Source organism: Achromobacter sp. SD115 (assembly GCF_017355315.1).
In the GTDB taxonomy this organism is placed as follows: domain Bacteria; phylum Pseudomonadota; class Gammaproteobacteria; order Burkholderiales; family Burkholderiaceae_B; genus Achromobacter; species Achromobacter xylosoxidans_B.
The window spans coordinates 42,153-55,555 of record NZ_JADIJM010000008.1 but is presented as its reverse complement, the minus strand read 5'-3'; the positions used below and the strand labels follow the sequence as shown (position 1 = coordinate 55,555).

Genomic DNA, 13,403 nt, shown 5'->3' with positions numbered 1-13,403 from the left:
TTGTCAGCAATGGGCCGCATCCGCGGCCTCCGTGTCGTTCAAGAAGCCGTTGAGGACGCTGGCCGGGATGCCGCCTTCCGCCATGAGCTTGCGTTCGGCGTGCGTGAGGACCTGGGCGTAGGCCTGGAAGACGATGCGGCGCTCGCCGTCCTCGGCGATGACGGCGATGGGCTCGCCCTGGAGCACGCCCTTGGCCACGTTCTCGAAGCGCAGGATTTCCGCGCCGGTCAAACCCAGTTGGCGCCAGCCTTCGCCCGCCACGAACGCCAGCGGCAACACGCCCATGCCCACCAGATTGGCGCGATGGATGCGCTCGAAGGATTCCGCGATCACGGCGCGCACGCCCAGCAGCGCCGAGCCCTTGGCGGCCCAGTCGCGGCTGCTGCCCATGCCGTAGTCCCTGCCTCCCAGGATCACGCTGGCCTCGCCCGCGGCACGATATGCTTCTGCCGCATCGACCACCGCCATACGACGGCCGCTGGGGTAATGGCAGGTCAGGCCGCCTTCCTCGCCGGGCACCAAGGCGTTCTTGATGCGGATGTTGGCGAAGGTGGCGCGGGTCATCACATGGTGATTGCAGCGGCGCGCCACATAGGTATTGAAGTCGCGGGGCGCCACGCCCTTGTCGATCAGGTACGCGCCGGCCGGCGTGTCCACCGGGATCTCGCCGCTGGGCGAGATATGGTCGGTCGTCAGCGAATCGCCGAACGCGGCCAGCACACGGCCGCGCGCCAGGCTGGCTTCGAGATCGGCCAGCGCATCGCGGCCCGGCTCAGCCTTGAAGAAGGGAGGCTCGACCAGGTATTGCGATTCCGGATCCCAGGGGAAGCGCAGGCCCGAGGGCGCCGCCAGGTCGCGCCAGATCGCGCTGTCCAGGCTGGCGGGATCATAGACCTCGGCGAACAATGCCGGGTCCGCGGCCAGCGGCAGCAGTGCCGCTATCTCCTCCTGACTGGGCCAGACGTCGCGCAGATAGACGGGCGCGCCATCGGCACCAGGTCCCAGCGGCTCGTGCTCGAAATCCACATCGATCCTGCCGGCCAGCGCATACAGCACCACCATTGCGGGCGAGCCGATGTAGTTGGCGCGCAGCAGCTTGTGGATGCGCCCTTCGAAATTGCGGTTGCCGGACAGCACTGCCGCGGCCACCAGGCCACCTTCGGTGATGGCATCGGCCGCCGCGGCATCCAGCGGGCCGGACTTGCCGCCGCAGGTCGTGCAGCCATAGCCGATCACGTGGAAACCTTGCGCCTGCAAAGCCTGCAGGAGACCAGCGGATTCCAGGTAGCGCGTCACCGCGCGCGAACCCGGCGCCAGTGAACGCTTGACCCAGGCAGGCGGCGTCAGGCCCCGATCCAACGCCTTTTGCGCGACCAGGCCGGCGGCCAGCATCACGCTGGGATTGGAGGTGTTGGTGCAGGAAGTGATGGCCGCCAGCGTCACGGAGCCGTGGCCCGGCGTTGCGCGGCTGGGTGGATGCGCGGCCAGGGCGGCCGCGTCCACGCCGAACCCGCCTTCGGCCAGGGACATGCCCAGGCGAAGGCGGAAGTCCGCCGCGACATCGCCCACGTCCATGCGGTCCTGCGGCCGGCGCGGACCAGCCACGCTGGGACGCGCCGCCGACAAGTCGATCTCTATCACCCGGCTATAGGCCGGCGCGGCTGCGCCGGCTTCGCGCCACAGGCTGTTGGCGCGCGCATAGGCTTCGATCAACGCCAGTTGCTCCTCGCTCCGCCCGGTCATGCGGGCATAGTCCAGCGTGCGGGCGTCGATCGGGAAAAATCCGCAGGTGGCGCCGTACTCGGGCGCCATGTTGGCGATCGTTGCGCGCTCCGGCACGCCTAGCGCCTCTGCCGCGGGGCCGAAGAATTCGACCATGCAACCCACCACGCCCGCCGCGCGCAATTGCTGTGTGATCAGCAGGGCGGCGTCGGTGGTGAGCGCGGGCGCCTCGATGGCGCCACGCAGCCGCACGCCGACCACCTCCGGAATCGGAAACGTGTAGGCATGGCCCAGCAAAGCCGCCTCGGCATCGATGCCGCCCACGCCCCAGCCCAGCACGCCCAAGGCGTTGACCATCGGGGTATGAGAGTCGCCGCCGATAACGAAATCGGGGTAGGCCCAGTCGCCATCTGGCCGGGATTGGCGCGCGACCACCGGCGCCAGGTATTCCAGGTTGACCTGATGGATGATGCCGATGCCGGGCGTAATGACGCGCAGGCCCTTGTAGGCCTGCTGCGCCCATTTCAGGAACCGGTAGCGCTCGTCGTTGCGCTCGAATTCACGGCGCAGGTTGCGCTGCACCGCGCCTGCATCGCCCCAATGGTCGACCTGCAGGGAATGGTCGACGATCAGGTCCACGGGGATGCGGGTGTCCACCCGCGCCGCGTCCCCGCCCGCCTGGGCCACTGCATCACGCAACGCCGCCAGGTCCTGCAGCACCGGCAGGCCGCTGGAATCGGGCAGGATCACCCGCGCCACATGCAGCGGCAAGTCGGCGCCGGGATGTTCGCGCCAAGCCCAAAGCCTGCCGATTTCTTCCTCGGAAACGGCAGCGCCCCAGGCGCGGTGGCGCAGCAGGTTCTCCAGCAATACGCGGATGACGTAGGGATACGCGGCGATGTCGCGGCCCGCCGCAAGGGCGGCAGCGGACAGGTCCGCGTAGCGCAGCGTCCTGCCGCAACAGGGGAAAGACTGGATCATGGCAGCGGTAATCGGGAAAATCTCAACTGAGTTCATCTTACGGCTTGCGAAACAATAGTGTCAACACTACAGCAGAAACATGGAGCAGAAAAAGACTCACCAAAAACAGTTTCGTGAAGTTCTGACGCAAGTGTAGATAGATTAATCCTTCATTCAGCCCCAGGGATAACCCGTAAATTTCTCGTTAAAATAGATAAATTATCCGTACAGGCTAGGCAATCCCGGCCTGCGCTCAAAACAATCCCAACTCCAAAAGAGTTGACACTTTTTAGATCTCTTTGATAGGCTGTCAACACTATGAACACTGTCACGACCTCCATCGCCATCAAGGAAGACGCCACCGGCCCGCTGGCCGACGTGGTCTTCGACCAAGTGCTGGATGCCATCTACCAAGGCCGGCTGGCCCCGGGCAGCGTCATCAATGAAGTCGCGCTGGCCCAGGAGTTCGGCGTCAGCCGCGGCCCGGTGCGGGAGGCGGTGCGCCGCCTGCAAGGGATCCAGCTGATCACGCGCGAGCCCTACATCAAGGCGCGCGTGGTGACGCTGTCGGCGGAGTCCGCGCTGGAACTGTTCCAGATGCGCATGGCGCTGGAAGGCGTGGCCTGCAACCTGGCCACCCGCCGCATGAGCGACGCAGAAATCGCGCAGTTGCTGGTCGAGCTGGAGCAGGATCGCCAGCGCCGCCTGGAGGCCGCCAATGGCGGCGCGCCGGCGCCGCGGGTCTTCGACTTCCACGAGCGCATCGTGCGCGCCAGCGGCAACAACCGCATCATCAACGCCCTTTGCGGCGACCTATACCACCTGCTGCGCGTCTACCGCCGGCACTCCGGCACCGTGCTGGAGCGCAAGGACGACGCCTACGCCGAGCACTGGCAAATCCTGCGCGCAATCCGCGCGCGCGACGCCGAACTGGCTGAATCGCTGATGCGCTCGCACATCGAACGCGCGGCGCAACACCTTTTTGAACATCTGGCGGAAGGGGCGTCCGGCATCGCCGGGCACCCCGTCTCCGCTGCCTGACACTCTTTGGAGCAGTACGACATGAACAACCCGCGCCACCAGTTCCGGCAATTGCTGAAGAACGAACCTTTCATCGTTTCCCCCGGCGTATACGATGGATACAGCATCCGCCTGGTCGAAGCCGCGGGTTTCAAGACTGCCTGCACCAGTGGCGCGGCCGTGTCGAACGCATTGCTGGGCATCGCCGATATCGGCGTGATGGGGCTGTCGGAAAACGTCACCCACTGCCGCCACCTGGCTCGCTCCGTCTCAATCCCCCTCACGGCCGACGCCGACACCGGCTATGGCAACCCCGTGAACGTCTATCACACGGTGCAGATGTTCGAGGAAGCCGGCGTCGCCGGAATCAACCTCGAAGACCAGGTCAGCCCCAAGCGTTGCGGCCACATGCCCGGCAAGGATGTGGTGAGCGAGGCGGAAATGGTCAAGAAGATCGAGGCCGCCTGCCTGGCCCGGCGCGACGATGACTTCGTCATCATCGCCCGCACCGACTCCCTCGCGATCGAAGGCATCGAAGGCGCGGTCAAGCGCGCCCGCGCCTATGCCCGCGCCGGCGCCGACATGCTGTTTCCCGACGCCGTGCGCACCGAAGACGACATCAAGCGCCTGGTGGACGCCGCCGGCATCCCGGTCAGCGTCAATATGGGATTCGGCATCCGCAACCGCCCCACCACGCCCCTGATCCCCCTGCCGCGCCTGAAGGAAATCGGCGTCAAGCGCATCAGCCTGCCGCGCATGCTGCCGGCCGCCGCCATTTATGGCATGCGCCAGGCGCTGCAAGTGATGCAGGGCGTGATCGCCAGCGGCGAGCCCGCGGACCGCCCCGACCTGCTGGTGGGCATCGAAGACATCATGCAGTTGATGGGCTACGAGCAGATGCGCGCCATGGAAAAGCGGCTGACGACGCTGGCCGACTGAGTACCTCGCCATGACTGAGCGGAATGCGCAGGCGCATTGCGTCCTGACGGGTTCATCGTCCGGCATCGGCCTGGCGTTGGCCGAACTGCTGCTGGCGTCCGGCTGGCGGGTGACGGGCGTGGACATCGCGCCTGCCGCCATCCTGGGCCATGGGCTGTATCGCCATCTGCGTTGCGATCTGGCCGACGCCACCGCCCTGCGCGGCCTGTGCGCCCTGCTGGACGATTGCGCCCCGACCGCGCTGGCGCATTGCGCCGGCGTGGTACGCACCGGCGGCGCGCTCGATACGCGCCCGGAAGACGCGGCATTGCTGTGGCAACTGCACGGGGCCGCGCCGATGGCGCTGGTCCGCGCGCTGGCGCCGCAACTGCCGGACGGACGCGGCCGCATCGCACTGGTGTCCAGCCGCGCCGTGCTGGGGCGCGCGCAGCGCCTGGCCTATGCCGCGACCAAGTCCGCGCAGATAGGCCTGGCGCGCAGCCTGGCGGCCGAACTCATCGTCCGCGGCATTACCGTCAACGTGATCGCCCCCGGCGCGGTCGACACCCCAATGCTGCACGACCCGCAGCGCGGCGCGCCGCCACGGATGGACCTGCCGCTGGGACGCCTGATCGAAGCGCGCGAAGTCGCCGCGGCCATCGCCTTCTTCCTGGGCGAGCAGGCCGGCGCCATTACCGGACAGACGCTTTATGTCTGCGGCGGCGCCTCGCTGGGAACGATGCCGCTATGACGACGACAGCCACACCGGCACTGGATGGCAAGACCGTGATCGTGACCGGCGCGGCCGGCGGACTGGGCCAGGCGATCGCCGCGCACTGCCTGCTTGCCGGCGCCCGCGTGGCCCTGCTGGACCGGGATCTGGAATCGCTCGCGCAATGCCGCCAGACACTGGGCGCGCCGGATGCCCGCGTGCTGACGCGCGTCTGCGATGTGACCGACGCGGACGCCACCCGCGACGCCGTCGAGCATGCCGTCGCGCACTGGGGCGCCATCCACGCCCTGGTGAACAACGCCGCCACTGTCACGCCAGGCAACAAGGTCGCGGACTTGACGCTGGAACAATGGCGACAGGCGCTGGACGTAAACCTGACCGGCGCATGGCTGATGAGCAAGTACACCATCCCTCACATGGCGCGGGCCGGCGGCGGCGTGGTGCTGAACATCGCGTCGCAGCTGGGCAGCGTGGCCGCGCCAGGCCGCGGCGCCTATGGCGCCAGCAAGGCCGGCCTCATCGCACTGGCGCGCGCCATCGCGGTGGACCATGCCGCCGACGGCATCCGCGGCCTGAGCCTTTCTCCAGGCGCGGTGCTCACCAGCCGGCTTGTCGCACGCTACGGCAGCGCGCAAGCCGCCGGCGCCGCGCTGTCGGCCAAGTATCCCGCCGGACGCCTCGGCACCACCGACGAAATCGCGCAAACAGCAGTTTTCCTGATCAGCGATGCCGCCTCGTTCATCACGGGCGCGGACATACGCGCGGACGGCGGATACACCGCGCTGTAGCGCGGCCGCCGCCAACTTCACGCAAGGCTTACATCACACTACAAGGGGCTTGAACCATGAAGTACTCAACTATCTCCGCCACGCACTCGCGGCCGACCACCCGCCGCACCATGCTGGCGCTGCTCGCCAGCGCCATCGGGCTGGCCGCCGCCCCCACCTTTGCGCAGGGCACGGACAATTTCCCCAACCGCGCGGTCACCATCGTCGTGCCCTTCCCGGCCGGCGGCGCCACCGACATCACCGCGCGCCTGGTGGCCGAAGGACTCTCCAAGAAGTGGGGGCAGCCGGTCGTGGTGGAAAACAAGCCCGGCGCGGGCGGCAACGTCGGTTCGGAATACGTGGCGCGCGCCGCGCCCGACGGCTACACCCTGGTGCTGGGCGTGACGGGTTCGCACGGCATCAACACCTCGCTTTACAAGAACATGCGCTATGACCCGATCAAGGATTTCGAGGCCATCACGCAGGCCACGCTGTATCCGAACGCCATCATCGTCAACAACGACGTGCCGGCCAACACGCTGCAGGAACTGATCGCCCTGCTGAAGAAACCCGATGCGCATTACTCGTATGGCTCGGACGGCAACGGCACGGCCTCGCACCTGGGCATGGAACTGATCAAGAATCAGGGCAAGTTCGAAATCGCGCACATTCCTTACCGCGGCAGCTCGCCAATGGTGACCGACCTGCTGGGCGGTCAGATCCAGGTGGGCATCACGGGCCTGCCCGCCGTCCAGGCGTATGCCAAGAGCGGCAAGCTGAAGATCGTGGCGCTGACCACGGGCGCACGCTTTGCCAGCGCGCCCGACTACCCCACGGTGGCCGAACAGGGCTTCCCCGGCTATGCCGCGCCGCCCTGGTCCGGCTTCTTCGCCCCCAAGGGAACGCCCAAGCCGCTGGTAGAGAAAATCTCGGCCGACATGCGCGAAGTCATGGCCGATCCGAAGACCAAGGAGAAGATCGTCGCCTCCGGCAGCGAGTTCACGCCGTCCACGCCTGAACAGTTCCAGGCTTTCGTGCAGCAGGAAATCGCGAAGTGGGCCGAGGCCGTCAAGATCTCCGGCGCGCGCATCGACTGACACGCGCAGCCGGAGCGCCAGCCCCGCAGGCGCGGGGCTGGCGCGATCGGCGTCAGTTGTACCGGAACGTGGCGGTCAGCATCGCCGAACGGCCCGGCGCGACGTAGCTGAACAGACCCACGTGCGAAGCCTCGTAGATGGTCTCGTCGGTCAGGTTGTTCAGGTTCAACTGCAGGCCGAAGTTCTTGTTGAACTGATAGGCCGCCATCGCGTCATAGCGCCAGTAGGAAGGCAGCTGGTAGACGTTGGCGTCGTCGACGTAGCGCTTGCCCGTGAAGGTTGCGCCAGCGCCCACCGTCAGCTCGGGCAGGAACTTGTAGGTCGTCCACAGGCTGGCGCTCTGGCGGGCGATGAACTTCATCTGATTACCGCTGAAGTCGCTGCCGCCGCTCTGGTAGCTGGTGACCTTCGGATCCATGTAGCTATAGCCGCCCCACACCTGCCACTTGGGCGTGATGGAACCCGCCACGCCCAGTTCGATGCCGCGCACGCGGTTGCTGCCGGACAGCGTCACGTCGCCGGTGATGGGATCGGAGCTGCGCGCATCGGTCTTGCGGGTTTCGAACACTGCCGCGGTCAGCGACAGGCGCTCGTCGAACACATCCCACTTGGTGCCCACTTCAATGCTGCGGCTCTTCTCGGGCGCCAGCGCCGCGGTGCCCGCGGTCAGGCGACCGCCGGCCGCGCCATCCGCGCCGCCAGACTGGCCGGCCGTTTCGCCGGAGGGGTTGGACGAAGTGCCGTAGGACACGTAAATGCTGCCGTTGGGCGCCGGCTTGTAGACCAGGCCCAACTGGTAGTTCCACATATTGTCGGTGCGCTCGACGTTGCCGCTGGTCACGCGGTAGTTGTCATAGCGCAGGCCGGCGTTGGCCTCCCATTGCTCGCTGAACTTGACCGTGTCGAAGACGTAGGCCGCGCGCGTGATGGTCTTGGCGGCGTCGTAGCGCGGCCCCCAGCTCAGGCTGCCGGTATACGGCTGGCGGGGATTCGGGTTGTACAGGTCGTCCTGCAAGGTCCTGTCGAAGCCGCCCGACGGCACGCCATCGCGCTTGCTGATGGTTTCCGTGCTGAACTCCAGGCCGGCCACGTAGCTGTGCCGCAGCCCGCCAGCGGTGAATTCGCCGAACATGTCGGTCTGGTTGATGAAGGACCGGTTGGTCTGGTTCAGGCTGCGCAGGGCCTTGCTCATCTTCACGCCGTCCGCTTCGTTCGAGCAGGGCGCCACGCCGTAGGCGGGGTTGGGCCTGCCGCCCACGCGCGCCGCGCAGTTGTCGAAGGACGGGCGCGTCATCACGTATTCGTTGGTGGACTCGCTGTAGCGCGTGCCGTTGCGCAACTTCAGCTTGTCGCTGAACTTGTGCTCGACCATCAGGGTGGTCATGTCGGCCTGGTTCTTGCGGTAGTCGCGGCCGATCAGGCCGTAATAGTTGTCGCGGTCCACCTTGGGCGGCGTGACGCGGTCGGGGCGCGATTCGTTCTTGAACGGAATGCCCAGGTCGGGCGTATCGTCGTTCTGCAGGTGGTAGTAGCTGAGCGTGACTTGCGTCGGCGTGCCCAGGCCCCACGAGAACGAGGGCGCCACGCCCCAGCGGTCGGTTTCGACGTGGTCGCGGCCCGGAATGTCGCCGCCCTGCTTCATGAAATTCAGGCGGAACGCCGAGCTCTCGCCCAAGGCCCAGTTGCCGTCGCCGGTCAGGCGCCAGTTGTCGTCGGTGCCGACGCCGACAGTGCCTTCCGCGAAGTTCTCCAGCTTGGGGCTCTTGCTGACCAGGTTGATGCTACCGCCGGTCGACCCGCGGCCGGAATAGGCGGAGCTCGGCCCCTTCAGGATCTCGACCGACTCCAGGTTGAAGGTCTCGTGCGAGAAGCGGCCCAGGTCGCGCATGCCGTCGACCATCATGTCGGTGCTGGCCTCGTAGCCGCGCACGAACGGCCGGTCGCCGGTGGGCGTGCCGCCTTCGCCGGCGCCAAAGGTAATGCCCGGCGCGGTGCGCAGCACGTCCATCAGCGAGGTGGCCGCCCGGTCGCGCATCAGCTGTTCGGTGATAACCGTCACCGACCGCGGCGTATCCAACAAGGGCGCCGTCATCTTGGGAGAGGAGGCGATGTTGGCCTCGTAGCCGTCGCTGACCGCCTGCCCTTGCACATGGACGGGCGACAGTTCGTGCGCGGCGCCTGGCGCCAGGCTGCCCTGGGCCAGGACCAGGCCCGGCGACATCAGCGCGCCGCACATCGCGGCATAAATGGAGGCCGAAGGGTTGCCACCGGCCTTGGCATGGGCCGTCGATCTATCTGCTTTGCTCATTGGACTCTTTCAGGAACCGCCCCGCGGCGGATGCGCCATGCGCGCTCTTGGTTTTATAAGAGCGCCAATGATATTCATTCCTATTTTTACATTCAACAAACAGTCAGCTTTTATTCAGAAAAATGTCAATTTCATGGAATTTAGCGGCCGGGGCAGCCGCCAAAGCGGCGTAATAACAACACTCCAGCTACGGAAACTGCTTTCAGCGCGCAGCCATCGCCGCGCATCCGCTGGCTTCAGACGGTAAAAAGCCCCTTGCTCCGATGGCCTGTCATCGGAACAAGGGGCCGGCCGGCCAGACGGAACGTCCAGCTACAGCGAATACCGGTATTCGCAGTTCAGCGTGGCCTTCAGCGGGGTATCCGCCTGCACACCCGACGCCGAGCGCGGCCGCGCGGACGTCAGCTTGGCCAGGAACTTGCCGGCGACGTCGCCGTTCTCGCGCTTCGTTACCGCGACGCTGGACGGCAGGGCGTACAGCGTCAACGGCACGTCCTTGCCCGTCACCACCAGGGTGAACACCGACTGCGGGAAGTCTTCCGCCAGGTAACTGTCGTTCTTGCTCGAATTGAACGACAGGCCGCCGTCGGCATAACGCAGCTTCAGATCCAGCTCCTCCGAAGACGGCGAAGGAATCGAGCCTTCCAGCGCGACCTTGCCGCTATCCGAGACACAGCGCAGCTCCGCCGGCGCCGATCCCGCATGGGCCACGCCCGCCAGCAACAAGCCAGACAACAACCAGATTCCGCGCACTGCCATGAAACTCTCCTTGGTGGCGGCTCTGTCCGGAGCCGAGGCGCAATATTAGACCGCGCGGCCGGGCGCTGGCGCGACATGGGCTAGCATGGAGGGGCTGTCCATCGGAAGGAGCTTGCCATGCCATCAATGAGACAACTCGGCCGCGCGGCCGTGCTCGCCGCGCTGCTGCCCTGCGCGGCCTACGCTGAAACCGTCGTGCTGCAGGTGGCGCGGGCCACCGCCGGGGCCGACCCGCAAACCTCCGCCAGGACGGTGGATGTCGAACTCAAGCCCGAAAGCCGCCAGGCCCTGGCCGACTTCACGCGAGACCGCGTGGGCAAGCGCATCCAGCTGCGCTCGGGCGGCGTGCTCCTGTCCTCGGCCACGCTGCAGAGTCCGCTGGAAGGCGACAGCTTCCGCATCACGGCGGGCGAACACGGCTTCGCCGGCAAGTCCGCCGAAGAGATCGCCCAGAGCATCATGAAAAGCGGCGGACTGACGGTGGACGACGAAAACACCGCCAAATAGGCTCGCCTCAAGCCTGAGCGGCCCGCAGCTCCAGCGTGGCGGTCAGCACGGTCTGTCCCGGACGCGACGCCACGTCGAGCGCGCCCCCTACCCTGGCGATACGGGTGTGCATGCTGCGCATGCCCACGCTGATACCGGCCCGCAACACTGCAGCCACGTCAAAGCCGACGCCGTCATCCTCGATGCGCAGCTCCAGGAGGTCGGATTCAGACTGCCGCAGCTCCAGCTCCACGCGGCGGGCACGGCTGTGCTTGAGCATATTCACCAGCGACTCCTCCACCAGCCGCGTCAGCGCCATGCATTGCAGGGCGCTGGGCGGCGTACGCCATAGTTCAGGCACCCGCCAGTTGGCACTGATGTCCAGTTCGTCGAACAGCTGCATGAAGCGGTGGCGCAAGGGCGCGATCCATTCCCGCGGCGTGGCCGGCACCTTGACGCCCGCGCTGGAGCCGCTGTCTATGGTCTGGCGCAGATCATCGCGCAGCAGCTTGAGCATCGACAGAAACTGCTGGCTCTGCAAGGGTTCATTGGCCTGCTCCACCATGGCCATCATACGGACCAGGGAGCCCCCCAGACCATCGTGCAGATCGTGCGCAATCTGCAGCCTATCCTGCAGCCGGGCGTTCGCGAGCGCCAGGCCGTGCTCGCGCTCCAGCGTCGTGGCAAGTTCAGTGCGCGCCTGCTCGATGCCATCGGCCAACTCCTGGTTGAAACGCTCGATGCGGCGCACACTGCGCGCATGGCGCAACCCCAGCACCGCGGACATGCACAGCGTGACCACGACGCTGGTGAACGGCGTGTATGAACTCTGGCTGTCGGAGAGCTTTAACAGCCGCAGCAGATCATGGACGCTGGCGGCAAGAAAGATCAGCAGGCACACCGCCAGCATGCCGTGCTCCGGCCGGCGGGTCCGCCACGCATGCACTTGGAACTGCAGGCAATTGGCGAAGAAAATCGCCGACACGATCAGCACGACCGCCAACTGCACCTCGGCCAGATACACCTGCGGCGTGAAAGCTTCGAGCCCCAGCAATACGACTGCCAGCATCCACAGCGCCTTTTCGATGCGCGGCAATGACTGCCCGCCGAAGCGCCACGTAAAGATGCAAAAGCACACCACGTACAACACCAGGACCATGATGTTGGCCCGGGCCAGCATCATGCTGTTCGGGAACGGCCAGGGACTGGTCATCAGCACATTGGCGATGAACAGCACCCAGAACAAGGCCATGAGCGCGTACCAGCCATAGGTGCGTTGCTCGCGGCGCATGAGCCAGATGCAGAAGCACAGCCCACCCATGACGGCCGAAACGATCAGGTTTAGCGTGAACAGGGTGCGATTGCGCCACCACAGATCTTCGTACTGCTGCAATACCTGCCATTGGCCGCCCAGATGGACGGCCCCCAGGCCCGGTGACTGCCCCGCCACGCCGACCACCCGGATCCACAGCGCATTCTCGCCCGGACGCACCAACGCGTCGGGAATCAACCAGTAGCGCGGCATGTTCCAACTGCGCGAAAGAGGTTCGGTCAGTTGCAGATCGCTCCAGATGCGTTCGTCATTGATGTAGACCTCGCCCGCCATGATGATTGATTCCAGCGCCAATGCCACCTGCCCGGTGGCCCCGCCGGCGCAATCGCGCCGCCAGCCTATCCGATACCAGGCCGTACCGCTGTATCCCGGCCAGCGGGCGCTCCAGTCATCGGGCAACTCGACCGTCTGCCACGGCGCCGTCTCGGGCCGCCGGCCATCATCGCCGCCCTTCGCGACCTGTATGGACAGCACTTGCGCCGTGCAGGCGCCAGCGGGCTCCTGGGCCCATGCCGGCGCCAGACACAGCGCCAGCCACAGGACGGCCAGCCACTTCAATCGAGCAAGCCGCGCGTGCGCGCCGCGTGTATGGCCCGCGTCCGCGAAGAAACGGCGAGCTTGCGGTAGATGTGCTTGACGTGGCATTCGACGGTATAGCGCGACAGGTGCAGTTCCTCGGCGATCTCGCGGTTGCCCAGCCCCTCGGAGACCAGGCGCAAGATCTGACTTTCGCGCGGGCTCAGGGTTTCGCCCGAATCAGCGGACTCGGCCGGGTCGCCCGCTGCCGCATCGGACGGCTCTACCCGCCTGGGGCGCAGCTCTTCGATGATGCGACGGGCCACGAAGGGATCGATCGGCGCCCCACCCCGCAGCACGCTGCGGATGGACAAGGACACCTCCAGGTCGTCGCGCTCCTTGAGCACATAGCCCGTGGCGCCCGCGCGCAACGCGGCAAGGATTGCGTCCTCTGTGCTCCATGCCGAAATCACCAGGATCGCCAGGCTGGGATCTTCCGCGTGCATCTCGGCGATCAGATCCGTGCCGTTGCCGTCAGGCAGGCCCAGATCGACCAGCGCCAGCGCGAACGGCTGGCTGGCAAGCCGCTCGCGCGCCTGCGCCAAGGTGGCGGCGTACACCAGCGCCTCCGGCGCGTAGCCAAGCTGCAGCAACAGGCCTTCCAGCCGGCGGCAGATCAGGGGCTCGTCCTCCACCAGCAGCACCGGGGCAGGCAGGGTCGACTCGGAAGCAAGCATGTGGGCGGTCATCGGATGAAAGCGGGCGGAATTGCCCAGCCTGAACT

11 protein-coding genes are annotated in these 13,403 nt (G+C 66.4%); 6 read left to right on the top strand and 5 right to left on the bottom strand.

Annotation, left to right across the window (positions count from 1 at the left end):
* Window positions 1-3: 3 nt before the first annotated feature.
* Window positions 4-2,703 carry an aconitate hydratase AcnA gene (gene acnA, locus IPU70_RS13350; RefSeq protein WP_242702487.1) on the bottom strand — a complete coding sequence of 900 codons (2,700 nt, stop codon included), beginning with the start codon at window positions 2,701-2,703 and terminating at the stop codon, window positions 4-6.
* A gap of 297 nt (window positions 2,704-3,000) precedes the next feature.
* On the opposite strand from acnA, the gene IPU70_RS13345 reads away from it, so the two are divergent.
* From IPU70_RS13345 to IPU70_RS13325, 5 genes are read left to right on the top strand one after another with little or no spacing between them, the layout of a single operon-like run.
* On the top strand, window positions 3,001-3,723 hold the full coding sequence (locus tag IPU70_RS13345) for a GntR family transcriptional regulator (protein WP_207467901.1): 723 nt from the start codon (window positions 3,001-3,003) through the stop codon (window positions 3,721-3,723).
* 21 nt (window positions 3,724-3,744) lie between these two features.
* Window positions 3,745-4,641: an oxaloacetate decarboxylase gene (locus tag IPU70_RS13340; protein ID WP_013396604.1), complete on the top strand. Its 897-nt coding sequence runs from the start codon at window positions 3,745-3,747 to the stop codon at window positions 4,639-4,641.
* 10 nt (window positions 4,642-4,651) lie between these two features.
* The gene (locus tag IPU70_RS13335) at window positions 4,652-5,371 is read left to right on the top strand and encodes an SDR family NAD(P)-dependent oxidoreductase (RefSeq protein ID WP_207467900.1); all 720 of its coding nucleotides are present in this window, start codon (window positions 4,652-4,654) and stop codon (window positions 5,369-5,371) included.
* On the top strand, window positions 5,368-6,141 hold the full coding sequence (locus tag IPU70_RS13330) for an SDR family NAD(P)-dependent oxidoreductase (protein WP_207467899.1): 774 nt from the start codon (window positions 5,368-5,370) through the stop codon (window positions 6,139-6,141). The genes IPU70_RS13335 and IPU70_RS13330 overlap by 4 nt, the downstream gene beginning before the upstream one ends.
* Window positions 6,142-6,197: 56 nt before the next feature.
* A complete protein-coding gene (locus IPU70_RS13325; protein ID WP_207467898.1) occupies window positions 6,198-7,217 on the top strand; it encodes a tripartite tricarboxylate transporter substrate binding protein in 1,020 nt (339 codons plus the stop codon).
* A gap of 52 nt (window positions 7,218-7,269) precedes the next feature.
* Here the strand turns inward: IPU70_RS13325 and IPU70_RS13320 are convergent, their stop codons facing one another.
* Both IPU70_RS13320 and IPU70_RS13315 read right to left on the bottom strand, forming a co-directional pair.
* On the bottom strand, window positions 7,270-9,525 hold the full coding sequence (locus tag IPU70_RS13320) for a TonB-dependent siderophore receptor (RefSeq protein ID WP_207467896.1): 2,256 nt from the start codon (window positions 9,523-9,525) through the stop codon (window positions 7,270-7,272).
* A 312-nt stretch (window positions 9,526-9,837) separates the two neighbouring features.
* The gene (locus IPU70_RS13315) at window positions 9,838-10,284 is read right to left on the bottom strand and encodes a hypothetical protein (protein ID WP_207467895.1); all 447 of its coding nucleotides are present in this window, start codon (window positions 10,282-10,284) and stop codon (window positions 9,838-9,840) included.
* Between the two features lie 117 nt (window positions 10,285-10,401).
* Between IPU70_RS13315 and IPU70_RS13310 the strand changes: the two genes are divergently transcribed.
* Entirely contained in the window at window positions 10,402-10,791 is a 390-nt protein-coding gene (locus IPU70_RS13310; protein WP_013396610.1) for a hypothetical protein, read from the top strand.
* 7 nt (window positions 10,792-10,798) lie between these two features.
* Here the strand turns inward: IPU70_RS13310 and IPU70_RS13305 are convergent, their stop codons facing one another.
* Both IPU70_RS13305 and IPU70_RS13300 read right to left on the bottom strand, forming a co-directional pair.
* The gene (locus IPU70_RS13305) at window positions 10,799-12,661 is read right to left on the bottom strand and encodes a 7TM diverse intracellular signaling domain-containing protein (RefSeq protein ID WP_242702486.1); all 1,863 of its coding nucleotides are present in this window, start codon (window positions 12,659-12,661) and stop codon (window positions 10,799-10,801) included.
* Window positions 12,658-13,368, bottom strand: a complete 711-nt coding sequence (locus IPU70_RS13300; RefSeq protein WP_207467893.1) for a response regulator transcription factor — start codon at window positions 13,366-13,368, stop codon at window positions 12,658-12,660. The genes IPU70_RS13305 and IPU70_RS13300 overlap by 4 nt, the downstream gene beginning before the upstream one ends.
* Window positions 13,369-13,403: the final 35 nt, after the last annotated feature.